15 protein-coding genes are annotated in these 14,613 nt (G+C 71.1%); 5 read left to right on the forward strand and 10 right to left on the reverse strand.

Annotation, left to right across the window (positions count from 1 at the left end):
• Positions 1–461: 461 nt before the first annotated feature.
• The 4 genes from AB0P41_RS20885 to AB0P41_RS20900 form a co-directional block, all read right to left on the reverse strand.
• A complete protein-coding gene (locus tag AB0P41_RS20885) occupies positions 462–1,373 on the reverse strand; it encodes a hypothetical protein (protein WP_356714114.1) in 912 nt (303 codons plus the stop codon).
• 3 nt (positions 1,374–1,376) lie between these two features.
• Positions 1,377–1,751 carry a peptidase inhibitor family I36 protein gene (locus AB0P41_RS20890; RefSeq protein ID WP_356714115.1) on the reverse strand — a complete coding sequence of 125 codons (375 nt, stop codon included), beginning with the start codon at positions 1,749–1,751 and terminating at the stop codon, positions 1,377–1,379.
• Between the two features lie 126 nt (positions 1,752–1,877).
• Positions 1,878–2,585: a DUF2470 domain-containing protein gene (locus AB0P41_RS20895; RefSeq protein ID WP_365933414.1), complete on the reverse strand. Its 708-nt coding sequence runs from the start codon at positions 2,583–2,585 to the stop codon at positions 1,878–1,880.
• A gap of 372 nt (positions 2,586–2,957) precedes the next feature.
• A complete protein-coding gene (locus AB0P41_RS20900; RefSeq protein WP_356714117.1) occupies positions 2,958–3,632 on the reverse strand; it encodes a TetR/AcrR family transcriptional regulator C-terminal domain-containing protein in 675 nt (224 codons plus the stop codon).
• Positions 3,633–3,753: 121 nt separating this feature from the next.
• On the opposite strand from AB0P41_RS20900, the gene AB0P41_RS20905 reads away from it, so the two are divergent.
• Complete coding sequence (locus AB0P41_RS20905) at positions 3,754–4,272, forward strand: hypothetical protein (protein WP_356714118.1); 519 nt, start codon at positions 3,754–3,756, stop codon at positions 4,270–4,272.
• Positions 4,273–4,347: 75 nt separating this feature from the next.
• On the opposite strand, the gene AB0P41_RS20910 is transcribed toward AB0P41_RS20905, so the two are convergent.
• Positions 4,348–4,719 (reverse strand): helix-turn-helix domain-containing protein, encoded by a 372-nt coding sequence (locus AB0P41_RS20910; RefSeq protein WP_356714119.1) that lies wholly within the window; start codon positions 4,717–4,719, stop codon positions 4,348–4,350.
• An 83-nt stretch (positions 4,720–4,802) separates the two neighbouring features.
• On the opposite strand from AB0P41_RS20910, the gene AB0P41_RS20915 reads away from it, so the two are divergent.
• A complete protein-coding gene (locus AB0P41_RS20915) occupies positions 4,803–5,708 on the forward strand; it encodes an NAD(P)-binding domain-containing protein (RefSeq protein WP_365933416.1) in 906 nt (301 codons plus the stop codon).
• A 186-nt stretch (positions 5,709–5,894) separates the two neighbouring features.
• Positions 5,895–6,026, forward strand: a complete 132-nt coding sequence (locus tag AB0P41_RS20920) for a hypothetical protein (protein WP_356714121.1) — start codon at positions 5,895–5,897, stop codon at positions 6,024–6,026.
• A 69-nt stretch (positions 6,027–6,095) separates the two neighbouring features.
• Here AB0P41_RS20920 and AB0P41_RS20925 read toward each other — a convergent pair whose 3' ends face one another.
• From AB0P41_RS20925 to AB0P41_RS20945, 5 genes are all read right to left on the reverse strand, one after another.
• Positions 6,096–6,707 (reverse strand): dihydrofolate reductase family protein, encoded by a 612-nt coding sequence (locus tag AB0P41_RS20925; RefSeq protein ID WP_356714122.1) that lies wholly within the window; start codon positions 6,705–6,707, stop codon positions 6,096–6,098.
• Positions 6,704–8,755, reverse strand: coding sequence for a glycogen debranching N-terminal domain-containing protein (locus AB0P41_RS20930; protein ID WP_356714123.1), 2,052 nt, complete (start codon positions 8,753–8,755; stop codon positions 6,704–6,706). Before AB0P41_RS20930 ends, AB0P41_RS20925 begins: the two co-directional genes overlap by 4 nt.
• Entirely contained in the window at positions 8,752–10,140 is a 1,389-nt protein-coding gene (locus AB0P41_RS20935; RefSeq protein WP_365933419.1) for a hypothetical protein, read from the reverse strand. The genes AB0P41_RS20930 and AB0P41_RS20935 overlap by 4 nt, the downstream gene beginning before the upstream one ends.
• Positions 10,137–10,937, reverse strand: coding sequence for a sugar phosphate isomerase/epimerase family protein (locus AB0P41_RS20940; RefSeq protein WP_356714125.1), 801 nt, complete (start codon positions 10,935–10,937; stop codon positions 10,137–10,139). The genes AB0P41_RS20935 and AB0P41_RS20940 overlap by 4 nt, the downstream gene beginning before the upstream one ends.
• 69 nt (positions 10,938–11,006) lie before the next feature.
• Entirely contained in the window at positions 11,007–12,053 is a 1,047-nt protein-coding gene (locus AB0P41_RS20945; RefSeq protein WP_356714126.1) for a zinc-binding alcohol dehydrogenase, read from the reverse strand.
• A 135-nt stretch (positions 12,054–12,188) separates the two neighbouring features.
• Between AB0P41_RS20945 and AB0P41_RS20950 the strand changes: the two genes are divergently transcribed.
• Together AB0P41_RS20950 and AB0P41_RS20955 are read left to right on the forward strand one after the other, a co-directional pair.
• On the forward strand, positions 12,189–13,592 hold the full coding sequence (locus AB0P41_RS20950; RefSeq protein ID WP_356714127.1) for an extracellular solute-binding protein: 1,404 nt from the start codon (positions 12,189–12,191) through the stop codon (positions 13,590–13,592).
• A 33-nt stretch (positions 13,593–13,625) separates the two neighbouring features.
• Positions 13,626–14,606 carry a sugar ABC transporter permease gene (locus AB0P41_RS20955; RefSeq protein ID WP_356714128.1) on the forward strand — a complete coding sequence of 327 codons (981 nt, stop codon included), beginning with the start codon at positions 13,626–13,628 and terminating at the stop codon, positions 14,604–14,606.
• Positions 14,607–14,613 lie beyond the last annotated feature (7 nt).

The following is a 14,613-nucleotide window of genomic DNA, read 5'->3' on the forward strand; positions in this document are numbered from 1 at the left end:
GGATCGCCCGGTGAGCAGCGCCAGACGGGGCCGTTCCGCCGCACGGATCACATCACAGCGGGCCGACGACTGTCCATGGAGGCCGGGGCGCAGGCCGTACCGGCCACGGGGGACCGACGGGGGGTGAACCGGCTGTCGCACCCCGTGACGTACGCCACCCGTCCGGGGTGGCGGCGGGTGTTTGCCGACGCGCCGGTGGGTAAGGGGCTCATTGGCTGCCGGGGCCGACAATCCGGTGGATAGTGTGCGAGAACTACTGATCCAGGAGGTTCGATGTCCTCGAAGCGACGTCGTAAGAAGAAGGCCCGCCGCAAGAACGGCGCGAACCACGGCAGCCGTCCGCAGACCTGAGGACGCGCCGACTTGACCGGGGGGTGGCGCATGCCACCCCCCGGACGCGTTCCGGAAGCGCTTGTGCGGCCAGGTTCTCCACCACCTGGATACACCGTGACCGCTCCGGGTCAGGAGGCGGCGAGACCCGGAAGCCGGCTCAGCGCCGTCCGCTTCGCCTGCTGGAACCGGTCCAGGTCCTTCCCGGCCTTCGCCCGCACCGGCTCCTCCGCGCGGGCCTGCACGCCGGCGATCCGCCGGTGTGTGTCCGTGGAGATCTGGCAGCTCAGATCGTCCTCCGCCAGGTCCAGTTCCCGGTCCCCCACGGCCAGGACCCGGTCGCGGTCGCCCTTCGCCCGCGCCAGTCGGTCCAGGATCTCCTTGCGGGGGTCCTCCAGCGAGGCGTAGGAGTGGCCCAGGTCCGCCATGCACCGGGCCCAGCCCTTCTCCACCTCCCGGAAGTCGGCCGAGTCCAGGGTCCGCCGGATGACCTCATTGCTCAGGTCCTCGACGGTGTAGCGAAGTTCGGGCCAGTTCCGGCCGTAGACCTCGTCCCGTGCCTGCTGGGCGCAGGAGCCGGGGTCGTAGCTGACCGTCCGGCCGCTGGGCAGCGAGATCTTCATATGGTCGTCCAGGCTGCCGAGCAGCGCCTTCTGCCAGTCCTCCCGCTCCGCTTCCGGGAGGGCGGCCAGCATCTTCGCGTTCGGGTCTTCCGGCGGCCCCTCCAGCGCCTCGCCGGTCAGCCCGTAGCCGTCGCTCCTCGACCACTGCGGCGACAGCACGGTGTACGGGTTGACGGCGGCCGCGCGTCTCGCGTCGTGCGCGGGACCGATGCGGTACTCATGTCCGCGCTCGCGCATACAGATCCGGATCAGTGACTCCTCGGACTTCCGCAGCGCCGTCCGCTCGGCGGCCGAGAAGTACATCGCACCCGCCAGAGGCAGGGGCGCGGAGACGTCAGGTTCCGTCGCGGCCTCACGGCCGGGTGCGGCGCACCCGGCCGTGAGGAGCAGTGCGGCAGCTGTCCACAGCAGCCGGCGCACGGCTCAGCAGACCCACATGTTGGAGCCGACGCCGTCCTCGAACTTGGTGTCGTCGAGGTCCGAGACCTTGACGCCCCGCAGGAGGCCCTGGGGTCCGCCCCGGAACCAGGTGTTGGGGTACAGCGCGACGTCGCAGGAATTGCCGTTGTTGTAGAGCGACTTGGCGTTGTCGAACTTGGAGTACTGGAACAGATCGTAGTTGTTGCCCCAGACCTGACCGGGAGTGCCGCCCCCCTTGGTCTGCGAGTAGGCGCACAGCGCACCGGATTCGCAGTCGTCCCAACTGGCCTGCGCAGGAGCCGCCGTGAGGCCGATCCCCAAAGCGGCCACCAGTGTGCCGCCCGCACTGAGGGCCGCGAGCTTTGCCCTGAATCCCATGATGTCTTCCCCCTCGGTAGTTCGCCGCCGCTCGTGCTGATGACGAGTCGGTTTCGACACGGATCAGGCTAGGCGGCGGGGCGCTGCGAGGGACCCTGCAACTGTCCAGGGTGCGGGCCGCCGAGGTCAGGTGAGGAGCTGGTTCCGGTGGGACGCGCGACGAGCGGCCGCCAGCAGGGCGTGGATCTGAGGACCGGCCTGGTCGAGCCGGGCGACGGGCTTCGCGAACGGAAGGCGCACATCGCGATGGGTGCCCGGGTACTCCAGACGCAGGGTCACGCCGTAACGGTCCATCGCCAGCGGGAGGACGCGCGTCACGCCCTTCTCGGGCTGCGGCTGCACGAGGCGCAGGAGCAGGGGGACGAGTTCGCCGTGATCGTCCACGAGATGGGTCAGCATCGCCGCCTCGCTCGTGGCGATCGGATCGGGGTCGGTCTCCTGAAGCGTGTCCAGCGTGACGAACGCGCGGCCCCTGTGGTCCTCGAAGACCGCCTGGCCGAATTCCATGCAGGTACTCTCCGCGGCGTCCGTGCTGTACGGGGTCGTCAGCAGGCCGGTCACCGTGACCCGGGCGCGCGTGCGCTCCCGTACGGGCGTGGGCGCGATGTCGGTGAACTCCAGACGGACGGGGACCCGTGGGCCCGGCTGGGCGGAGCCGGCCTCCGACGGTTCGTGCAGGTGGATGTGGCCCATCGCGGGTGTCCCGTCGAGGCGGTGCACCTCGACGGGGTCGAGCCCGTCACTCACCACCGTCATCGAATGGGCCGCGGTCAGGATGGACAGCACGCGTTCGGCGGGGGAGGGGTGGGTGACGCGGGCGTGGGAAAGACGCATCCAAGTTCTCCAGAGGAGCGGGCGGGGAGACATCATCGGTGTTACTTAGGTATGCCTAACCTAACCCATGATTCGCGCTTCGGGTAGCGGCGCCGTACCCCGATCGCGCGACAGTGGCCGGATGGTGGCGCCGGGGCCGGTGTGGGACAGACGGCGGCTCTGGTCCATGTGCGACAGGCTCTCGCCGCGGAGCAGGGGCAGGACACGGAGTTGTCCGCGTACCTGACCTCGCGTAACCGCAGCCCCGGTGGCGACTGGATGAGTACGGTCCTGGAGCGGGCCGCCCGTCGCGGATCGACCCCGCGGACCCGCCCGGGTGATGCGTACGGGCTTGCGGTGCGGGGGTTGCCCGACGGGCCGTCTGTTCGCTGTCTACGCGGTGAGTTGCCGCTCCAGGCCGTCGAGGAGGGCCCGGAGGCCGAACTCGAAGGTGTTGTCGGGGGCGGCGGCGTAGTCGGCCGCCGCTTCCGTGTCCAGCCGGGCGCGCAGATGCGGATGGCGCATGGCGGTCCTCCGTGCCTCGGCCATGGTGTGCCGGAACTGCTCTTCGGCGGCGCTTCCGCCTTCGGTGCGTTTCCGCGCCAGTGAGGCGGACGCGGCGGCGCCGGCCGCGTTGCCCAGTACGTAGGTGAAGACGGCGCCCGCCGCCTGATCGGCCTGCGCGGCGGTGAAGCCGGCGGCTTCGTAGACGGCCAGACTGCGGTCGTCGTGGCGGGCCTTGCCCTCGCCGTGGACGAGGTGCGCGGCGAGGACCTGCACCAGCCAGGGATGCCGGGTGAACATCGCAAGCAGGTCGGTGGCCATGACGGTGGCCGCCGCGCGCCAGTCGGCCGCCCCGGGGTCGGGCAGTGTGAGTTCGCTCCACACCTGGTCGGTGGCGAGCAGGACGAGGTTGTCCTTGTTCTTGACGTGCCAGTACACGGCGGTGGCTGCCGAGTTGAGCCTGGTGCCCAGGGCGCGCATGTTGAGCCCCGCGAGCCCCTCGGTGTCCAGGAGTTCGACGGCGGTGCGGACGATCTGGTCCCGGGTCAGGGTGTCGCGTGCCATGCCCACACCGTACGCAGTACTTGCACAAAGTTCAATAAGCCACTTGCACAGTGTTCAAGTGTGGGCTTACCGTCTCCTCGTCCGGTCGATTGAACTAAGTGCAAGTCCAAGAGGAGAGCCGATGAACACCCTCGCCGCAGTCATGCAGTTGCTCGTCGCCGCCGCCTTCGTCAGCATCCCGGTGGTACGCCACCTCTTCGGGCCCGCCGCGAAGGCCGCCGCGGTGGCCGAGCTCCGGCGCCAGAACGTCCGCCCGGAGGTACTGGAGGAGAACAACCTCCGCTTCGACGCAGGGGGTCACGAGACCGCGGCCCCCGTGGCCGTGGCCGCCGTGATGACCGCCACGGCCGCCGTGAACTTTGCCGGCGCCGCTCCGGCCCAGCTGCTGACCTGGATATTCTCCTCGCTGGTGCTGCTGATGAACGCGGTGATCGTCCACAGCGACCTCACCGCCGTGAAGTCCGTGGAGGCCGCCTTCCGTCGCAAGGGCGACCCGGAACTGGCCCGTGTCGAGGTCGCGCCCTTCCTCCGGGCCGCCGAGGACGCCTTCCCGCGCTGGGTGCGCGCCCAGAGACATCTGCGTAACGCCGTGGTCTTCGGGGGCTGCGCCGTCGCCCTGGCCGCAGTCTCCCTCGTCTGAACGCGAGACCGCGCACCGATCGACGCGAGACCGCGCACCGCCTCGGACTGCACGCCCGGCCGGGCGGACGACTGCTCAACCGCGTGAAACGTCCGCCATGTCCGCCCTTTCGGAGCCTTCGCGGCGCATGCGCTCAACCCCCCAGGCTCCGAGTGGCCCGAGCGCCTGGTTGAGTGTGTGCCCGTGCTCGGTCAGGGAGTACTCCACGCGGGGCGGCACCTCCGCGTAGACCTCCCGGTGCACGAGGCCGTCCGCCTCCATCTCCCGCAGGTGCTGGGTCAGCATCTTCTCGCTCACTCCCGGCAGCCCCCGGCGGAGCTCGGCGAACCGGCGTACGCGATGGGCGTCGAGCTCCCAGAGGATCAGCCCCTTCCACTTGCCGCTCACCACGTCGAACGCGGCGTCGATGCCGCAGATGTAGGGCCCGCGTCTCGGTGCCTCGGTCATCAGTAAGTCCCTTACTAAAAGGTAAGTACCGCAGTAAATAGTGGGTACTTCCGAGAGTAGAGCCGCTCTTCGACGATGGAGGGGTGAACGAACAGACCCGTAACACCGGACAAGACCACGCTGTCACCGTGATCGGGCTCGGCCCGATGGGCCGGGCGATGACACGCACCCTCCTCACCGCCGGCCGCCCGGTCACCGTCTGGAACCGCACCGCCTCCCGCGCCGACGGCGTCGTCGCCGACGGAGCGACGCGCGCGGCGACACCGCGCGAGGCCGTCGAGGCGAGCGGCCTCGTGATCCTCAGCCTGACGGACTACCAGGCGATGTACGACATCCTCGGCAGCGCCACCGGATCGCTGGCGGGCCGGACGCTGGTGAACCTGAGTTCCGACACCCCCGACCGCACACGGGAGGCCGCCGCCTGGGCGGCGGGCCATGGTGCGGACCTCCTCACGGGCGGAGTCATGGTCCCGGCGCCGATGGTCGGCACGGAGGCGTCCTACGTCTACTACAGCGGCCCCGGGCAGGTGATGGAGAGTCACCGGGCGGTGTTGGAGCCGCTCGGAGCGCCCAGGTATCTGGGCGACGATCCGGGCCTCGCCCAGATGATGTACCAGGCCCAGCTCGCGGTCTTCCTGACCACCCTCTCCGCGTTGATGCACGCCACGGCGATGCTGGGGACCGCCGGGATGAAGGCCGAGGAAGCGCTCCCGGAGCTCCTCTCCGCCGCCGACACGATCAGTGACATCCTGAGGGCCGGCGATGAGCGTCCCGGCGCCGCGCTCGATGCCGGCGAGCATCCCGGCGACCTGAGCACGGTCACCATGATGGGTGCGACGGCCGACCACATCGCCGAGACCAGTGCGTCACTCGGACTCGATCTCGCGCTCCCGCTGGCCCTTCAGGCCCACTACCGGCACGCGATCGAGGACGGGCACGGCGGCGACAACTGGACGCGCATCATCGACAGGATCCGGGCACCGCGCTGACCGCACGCCCGTGCTTCTTCCGCCTGTTCGCGAACGGGAGGCCGTCCGCACTTGCATTCGGTTTCGATCGGCGGGAAAAATTGGGGCAAGGCGGACCGGTGTTGCTCTTCGGAGTCGCCGCGACCGACCGGGCGGACGGGCCTGTCGTGGACAGGCCCAGCGGTGTCGAGATCGTGAGGTGCTCTCATGGGCAGGATGGTTTCCGCGCTCAAGCAACTGCGAGGGCGGAAGATGGAAGCGGACGGCAAGGCCCTGCAGGACCAGCGGCTGCGGGACGAGGGCCGCCGCCTGCAGGAGCGGGGGCACGGACAGCGGTAGGCGGCCGTCCCCGCAGGATGACCCGGCCGTCCGTCCGCCTGACCGGCCGCCTCCTCGGCACGACCCGGCTCAGGCACCGGCCCCGTACACGCCCTGCTCCGGCAGCCCCGTCGGTTCGAAGGTGTGGACCGAGAGCCCGCGCGCGGTCGTCCTGTGGCTGACGAGCCGCAGGCCGGCCGGGGTGCCGCCGTCCGGGAAGAGCCTCCGGCCCCGGCCCACCACGACCGGGGCGATCACGAGGCGCAACTCGTCGACCAGGCCCGCGGCCAGCAATGACTGGGCCAGCCGGGCGCTGCCGTGGATCTGCAGGTCCCGGCCGGGCAGGGACTTCACCTCGGCGACCTGGGCGGGGACGTCCCCGCTCAGCACGGTTGTCGGGTTCCACCCGGCTGTGGTCAGGCTGCGGGAGGCGACGTACTTGGGCAGGCCGTTCATGAGGGGCGCGAAAGGATGGTCGCTCATCGTCGGCCAGTCCCGGGCGAAGCTCTCGTAGGTGCGACGGCCGAACAGCAACGCGTCCGCCGTACGGAGCCAGGTGGCAGCCACCTCCTCGAACTCCTCGTCCAGGTGCGGTACGAACCAGCCCCCCCGGTCGAAACCGTCGCTCCGGTCCTCGTCCGGGGACCCGGGGCCCTGGGAGACACCGTCGAGGGACAGGAACTCCTGTACGACAAGCCTCATCGCGCATCACTCTCTTCCGCCGACGTCACGGCCGCTGCTGCCTCCGGTCCACGGAACACCACTGTGCCACTCCCGGGGGCCGGTCGGGCGGGAACACTCTCGTCCTCCGCCAGCAGCGCGGTGAGCACGGCCAGAGGTGTCGCCGCAGCCCAGGCCTGCGGCGAGCAGGAGTGGGGATAGGGAACGGGCCGGGGGTGCTGGGCGCGCGAGTACCCGGCCATGACCTCGGGCAGCCGGTGACCGTGGTGGGCCGACGCCTCCAGCAGGCCGAGGGCGACCGTGCGCGCCTCGTCGTGCAGGCCGAACCGTGCCAGACCGAGCAGGATGACCGCGTTGTCGTGCGGCCAGGACGTGCCCCGGTGGTACGAGAGCGGGTGGTACCCCGGCTGGCCGGACGCCAGCGTACGGACGGCCCAGCCCGAGAAGAAGTCGGGTTCCAGCAGGCGCCGCCCCACGCGCCGCGCGTGCCGGTCGTCCAGGATGCCGGACCACAGCAGGTGCCCGGCGTCCGAGGCCAGCGAGTCGACCTGCCTGCCCCGGCCGTCCAGGGCGAGCGCCGGGAAGTCGGGGCCGGGCATCCAGAAGTCCCGCAGGAAACGGGCCCGCAGGCCGGCGGCGGCGCTGTCGAGCCGGTCGGCGTACGCGTCGTCCTCCCACACCGAGCGGGCCAGCCGCGCGGTGCGCACCAGCGCGTCGTAGGCGTATCCCTGGGCCTCCGCGACCGCGATCGGCCCCTCGGCCTGGGTGCCGTCGAGGAAGCAGACGGCGCCGTCGGAGTCCTTCCAGTTCTGGTTCACCAGGCCCTGCGGGTCGGGCGAGTAGACCAGGTAACCGCCGTCGTCCAGGCCGCCGTCGCGGAACATCCAGTCCACGGCCGCCCGCGCGTGGTCCTCCAGACGGGCGGCCAGGGCACGGTCGCCCGTGGCCTCGGTGAAGCTGTCCAGGAGCACGAGGAAGAGCGGGGTGGCGTCGACCGAACCGTAGTAGCGGCCGTACGGCACCTGGCGGAAGTGGGCCAGTTCGCCGTGCCGGATCTCGTGGACGATACGTCCCGGCTGCTCGCCGCGCCCGGTGTCGTACTCCGCCCCCTGGGTGGCCGCGAGGGCGCGCAGGGTGCCCTCCGCCAGCTCCGGCCGGTACGGGAGAGCGAAGAGAGAGGTGAACAGGGAGTCGCGCCCGAAGAGGGTGAGGAACCAGGGGATCCCCGCCGCGGGTACGCGCACGCGCTCGCCGTCCGGTCCGGTCGCGGGGACCCGCAGGGCCGCCAGGTCGCTCAGTCCACGGGCACACGCGGCGGCCAGGCCCTCGGGTGCGCCGGCCGGAACGGGCAGCGGAGCACCGGTGAACGCCGATGTGTCCGCCGCCTGTTCCGCGACGGCCTCGGCCGGTGTACCGACGAGGGCCGGCGCCGGCGCGCCGTGCGCGTACGCCGTGACGGTGAGCAGGAGCTCGGCCGTCCCGTGTGCGGGCAGCTCCAGGTGCCAGTCCAGCCGGTGGGCCGTGTCCCGTACGCCGACGGGCCGGACGGCGGCCGGTGCGGGGGAGGCGCACACCGCCGTACGCGACAGCCATGTGCCGCGCTCGTAGGTGAAGGTGACCCCCTCGGCATGGGCACTCGCCGTGCGCATCGCGCCGGCCTTCTCGTACCTCCGTTTGTCGGAGCGCAGTTCGAACTGGTCGGCGAAGTCGGCGTCGGTGGTGAGGGAGAGGACCGCGGTGACGGCCTCCGGACGGTTGTTGACCAGTCGCAGACACTCACTCAGGACCCCGGTGTCGACGGCCTGTTCACGGAAGACGGTGAAGGCCGCCGGTTCGTCCCGGGTGCCCGGGGGCGTGAGCACGCACCGGGCGGACGCCTCGCCGTCCGACGGCACCAGCACGGCCGGCTCGGCACCGTCGACGGTCAGTGTCCACCGGCTCAGATGCCGGGCGTCGCGATGGAACAGTCCGTCGGGGGAGGTGCCTCGACGGCCGCTCACACCGCCGTCCGCCCCGAGGACCGCGAAGGTGCCCGCACGGACCAGCGTGGTCTCCGCCGTGCCGTTCACGTGTGTGCTCCGATCGGCGTGTGGGGCGGGGTGGCGCCGTCGGCCGGCCGCGTGGCGGCCAGCAGATCGAGGGTGAGGGCCGCCGTCCAGCCGAAGGAGCGGGTCCCGCGGGCCTCGGCCGTGAACGGGTCCACGTACTCGGCGAAGGAGCTGGCACCGGCCGCGTCGAGCATGGCCGCGCGGAGCGCGTCCGCCTCGCGGACCTGCCCGCACCGGCGCAGACCGCGTTCCAGCAGCCAGTTGGTGTTGAACCAGGCAGGACCGCGCCAGTAGCGCGAGGGGTCGAAGGCGTGCCCGGTGATGTCGTACGACGGAGCCATCGGGACCTCGCCGAGGCGGAAGCCGGTGCCCGTCACCGTGCCGAGCAGGGCGTCCACGATGCCCTGGGGGAGGCCGGGGACCATGAGCGGGACGAGCCCGGTGACGCCGCGCTCGGGGATCAGCCCCCCGCCGGCCAGGTCACGGCAGAGGAACATGCCGTCGGCGGGCGACCAGAGCCGCTCCACCAGGGCCGCGGTGAGGCGCGCCGCCCGCGCCTCGTGGGGGGCGGGGTCCGCCCCCGTCTCGGCGGCGATCCGGGCCAGCGCGTGCTCGGAGACGATCAGCAGCGCGTTGACGCAGGGGTCCTCGACCGCGAAGGCGTGCCCGCCCGGCACATCCGCGTAACCGCTGTCGCGGTAGTCGGCGGCGAGCCGTACGTACCGGCCGTAGTCCAGGTCGGTGGGACGTTCCGAGGGCTGCCCGTGGTCGAGGTCGGCGCGCCGGTACGAACCGGGGGTGACGGGCTCGACACGCCCCAGCGGGCCGTCCCAGCACGGGCTGTTGTCCATGCCGGGCTCCCACGGGTGCACCATCGCCGCCAGCCCGCCGCCGCCGAGGTCGCGGGGGCCCGTGAGGTAGTGGTGCCAGGCTACGAGCCGGTCGTACACGCGGGGCAGGAAACCGCGGCGGCGCGAGGTCTCCGGGTCCGCCTCGTGGACGAGCCAGGCCGCGAGCGCGTGGACCGGCGGCTGCACGATGCCGGAGGTCTCGGTGCCGGCCGGGGCGCCCGCCGTGGCGCCGTCCGTGGAGGAGCGCCAGAAGTCGGGGCTGGGGAAGTACGCGTCGAGAGGCACGGCGGGGCTGAACACGATGTGGGGGACGCGCCCGTCGGCCCACTGCGCGCCCAGCAGACTCTCCAGTTCGCGCTGGGCCCGGCGCACCGACAGATGGCGCAGACCGATCGCGATGAAGGCCGAGTCCCAGCTCCACTGGTGCGGATACAGACCGCGCGACGGGACGGTCGAGGTGCCCGTCCAGTTGGTGAGGAGTACCCGTGCCGCGCCGCGCCGAAGGGCCAGGTGGTCGGCGGCGGCGGGCACGGGGGTTTCGAGCAGCGACGTCACGCGCCGGACCTCCGGAGGAACGCGGGGACGGAGCGCACGGCCGCGAGCGGGTCGCCGGTCAGCCGGCACTCGGCGGCGAGGTAGCCGTCGTAGCCGATGCTGTGCAGCGCGCCGATCCAGGCGGGCCAGTCGAGGTGGCCGGCTCCCGGCTGGAAGCGGTTCGAGTCGCTGACCTGTGCGTGGCCGATGTAGGGGGCCGCCGCCAGGATCGAGGCCGAGGGGTCGGCCTCCTCGATGTTCATGTGGTAGCTGTCGATGCCGATGCGGACCGAGTCCAGGTCCACCGTACGGATCAGGTCGACGGCCTGCTCCAGCCGGTTGACCATGTGGTCCTCGTACCGGTTGAGCGGCTCCAGATAGAGGGTCACGCCCTCGCGGCGCGCGTGCTCGCCCAGCTCGGAGAGGCCGGACAGCAGCACCTCGCGGTCCTGCTCCTCGGTGCGCGGCGGCTCGAACGGGGGGAGCCTGCGCGAGAACATCCCGTAGGACGCGGGGGTCTGGACGCCCAGTGCTCCGATCTCGGCAGCGACGGAGAGCTGGGACTTCATCTGCTCCAGGGCGTCGCGGCGCAGGCCGTCGTCGAACGCGGCGAAGAAGTGCAGCATGTCGACGCAGACGGTCGGCATGACCACGCCGTCGGCGAGGGCCTGCTTGAGCTCGGGCAGGCGGTCACGGAAGTGGAAGTCCCCCTTCGACCGCAGCTCCACGGCGTCGTAGCCGGCGTCCTGGGCGAAGGCCCACTTCTCCTGGAGTGTGTCGCCGGGGAGGAGCTGTTCCTGGCAGGCGGTTTTCAGCATGGGGTGCCTTTCGGCGCCGTGGAGGGCGCTCGGGAGTTCCGGTGGGTGGATCGGTCCTGGCCGCGCGGCTCAGAACTCCAGGACGACCTGGAGGGCGTCGGCGGGCGTCTCGTCGAGCAGTACATACGCGTCGGCGGCTTCCGCCACCGGGACGACATGGCTGACCAGGGACTTCACGTCGACCTGGCCTTCGGCGACCAGCGAGAGGAAGGTCTGCTGGAGCCGCTCGACGGTCCAGCGCCCCGCCAGCTGCGGAGGCACTCCGCCGATCTGGGAGCAGATCAGCTGCACCCGGTTGTGGTGGAACTCGTCGCCCAGGCGGAGACCCGCGCCGTCGCCCTGGTAGAAGCCGGACGCCACGACCCGGCCGCCGACGGTGACGGAGCGCACGGCCTCGTGCAGCGCCGGGTACACACCGCTGATCTCGATCGCCACATCCGCGCCCGCCCCGCCGGTGGCGGCCCGGATGCTTTCGGCGACGGTGTCCGTACGGGCGTTGAGGGTGTGCCGTGCCCCGTACTCACGGGCCGTCGCGAGCCGGCCGTCGAGCGCGTCGACCGCGGTGACGCGTGCTCCGTTGAGCTGGGCGAGACGGGTGGTGAGAAGCCCGATGACGCCCTGGCCGAAGACGGCCACGTCCTCGCCCAGGTGGATGTCCGCGGCGAGGATCGCGTTGTACGCGATGGCGCCGACCCGGGCGAAGGCCCCGGCGAGCGGTTCCAGTCCCGCGGGCAGGGTGTGGCCGATCATGCGCTCGGCCGGGACGATGCCCTCGCTGCGGTGCCCCCAGATGCCCCAGACGAGATCGCCCGCGACCGGCATGCCGGGCGTGCCGACGAGCTCGGGTGAGACCTCGGTGACCTCTCCGACCTCGGAGTAGCCCCAGCCGGCCACCGGGTACTCGATCCCGGCCGCGCCGTCGCGGAAGATCCGGGCCTCCGCGTCCCAGGTTCGCGTCAGATACGGGTTGGTACCCCGGTAGGCGGTGAGTTCGGTTCCTGCCGAGATGCCGGAGTAGCGGGTGCGGACCCGCAGATGCCCCACGGGGAGCGGGGCGCTCCCGTGCTCGGCGACTTCGACCTGACGGGGGCCGGTGAACTGGACGACGCGTTCCACGGGGGCTCCGGTAGCGCTTGGAGGGGTGTTGCTCGCTGACTTCAGTCGAAGATATCTCAGAGTTATGTCTTGTCAACAAGCAAAAGTGATGCTGAGATGCGTCAGGAAAGTGCGTAAGTGGCGTGAGGACACAGCATGGTGATGAAGACCCGACGGTCGAAGGTGACCCTGTTCGGGCTCGCCGCGACTCTGGCGGGGGGCCTCCTGGCCGGCTGCTCCGGCAGCTCAGGCGCGGAGAGGCCCGACAACCGGATCACGGTGTGGTCGCAGGAGAACCTGCCGCCGAGGATGGCGGCGACCAGAAAGGTCATCAGCCGCTTCGAGAAGGAGAGCGGCGTCGAGGTCGACCTCGTGGGCGTGGACGAGGCCCAGCTGCCGCAACTGATCATGTCCGCCGCCGCGGCCGGCAAGCTCCCGGACGTGATCGGGGCGGTCCCGATGGGCCAGGTCTGGCAGATGTACGGCAACGGCCTGCTCGACACCGAGGTCGCGGACCGCATCGTGAAGGACCTGCGGCCGGACACGTTCAACAGCAACGCGCTCGAACTCACCTCGGACAACGGCACCAGGCTCGGGGTCCCCTCCGACGCCTGGCTCCAGATCCTCGTCTACCGCAAGGACCTGTTCGCGAAGGCGGGACTGGACGCACCGGAGGACTACGCGAGCGCCCTGAAGGCCGCCGCCGCGCTCGACAAGGGCGGCCGGGAAGGCATCTCGCTGGCCACCGACCCCTCGGACGTCTTCACCCAGCAGAGCTTCGAGGACCTCGCCCTGGCCAACGGCTGCGAGCTGGTCGACGAGGCGGGCGAGCCCGCTCTCGACTCCCCGGCGTGCCGCAACGCGTTCGCCGCGTACGACGAACTCGCCCGCGGGCACGGAGCGCCCGGCACCCAGAGTGTGGACTCAACCCGCGCCACCTACTTCGCCGGGCAGTCGTCGATGATGGTCTGGTCGTCCTTCCTCCTGGACGAGCTCGCCGGCCTGCGGTCCGACGCGCTCCCCAGCTGCCCGGAGTGCAAGAAGGACCCGAAGTTCCTGGCCCGCAACACCGGCGTCGTCACCTCCCTGAAGGGCCCCGACGGCAAGGAACCCGCCCAGTTCGGGGAGATCACGTCCTGGGCCGTCACCCGGACCGCCGAGACGGACGCCTCCCGGAAGTTCATCGAGTACATGATGGGCAAGGGGTACGCCGACTGGTTCGGCATGGCTCCCGAGGGCAAGATCCCCGTCCGCACCGGCACGGCCGAGAAGCCCGGCTCCTTCGACCAGGCCTGGCGCGCCAGCGTCATGGGTGTCGACCGCCGAGAGTCCATGCAGAAGGCCTACCCCTCCGCGCTCCTCGACCGGCTCGTCACCGGCGTCGGCGGCATGAAGCGGTGGGGCCTGGCCCAGGGGCAGGGCGCCCTCGTCGGCGCGACGAACGGCGAACTCCCCGTCGCCAAGGCCATCGGGGCGATGACCAGCGGCCAGCTCTCGCCCGACGAGGCGGCCGAGGAGGCCGACGCCGAAGTGGCCGCCCTCCAGAAGTCCCTCCAGTAGCCGCCCGCCGCTCCCTCACGAGGTAACCGACCCATGAGCACAATCACGAGCGGCGCGAAGAAGCGCCGCGTCCAACCGCAGAGCACGAGCACGCGGGAGAACCGCGCGGGGCTCGCCTTCGTGACCCCCACCTTCCTGGTGGTCCTGGTCGTGGTGATCCTGCCGATCCTCTGGACCGTCCTGCTCGCCTTCCAGAACGCCAAGCTGGTCGACATCCAGGAGAACGGCCTCTTCGGCCGCTGGACCCTGGACAACTTCTCCCAGGTCTTCGGCTCGCCCGGCTTCTGGAGCAGCCTCGGCACCACGCTCCTCTACACCGTCGGCGCCACCGCCGGCTCCGTCGTCCTCGGTCTGATCGCCGCCCTCGCCCTGCGCAGGCCCTTCCGTGGAAGGGGCGCCCTGCGCGCCGCCATGCTCCTGCCGTACGTCGCCCCCGTGGTCGCGGTCTCCTTCGTGTGGGAGGTCGCACTCAGCCCGCAGTACGGCATCGTGAACGAGTGGGGCCAGAAGCTCTTCGGATGGGACGACCCCATCGCCTTCCTCTCCACCCGCTCCTACGAAGTCGGCGTGCTCGGCGTCCACTTCGACATCCCGCTGGCCCTGCTGACCGTCATCGCCTTCGAGACCTGGCGCTACTTCCCGTTCGCCTTCCTCTTCATGCTCGCCCGCCTCCAGGCGGTTCCGGCCGGGCTGGAGGAGGCCGCGGAGGTCGACGGTGCCACGCTCTCCCAGCGCTTCCGGCACATCCTGCTGCCGCAGCTGATGCCCGTCATCGCCCTGCTGTCCGTCCTGCGCTTCATCATGACGTTCAACAAGTTCGACGACATCTACCTGCTCACCGGCGGCGGTTCCGGCACGGACGTCGTGGCCGTCCGCGTCTACGACTTCCTCACCTCGCGCTTCGACGTCGGGGCGGCCTCCGCGCAGGCCCTCGTCCTCGCCGTGGTGCTCATGGCCCTCCTGGGCGTCTACTTCAAGTTCTTCGGCAAGAAGATGCAGGAGGAGTCGGCATGACCGCCAC

Origin of the sequence: Streptomyces sp. NPDC079167, from assembly GCF_040686735.1 — a bacterium.
In the GTDB taxonomy this organism is placed as follows: domain Bacteria; phylum Actinomycetota; class Actinomycetes; order Streptomycetales; family Streptomycetaceae; genus Streptomyces.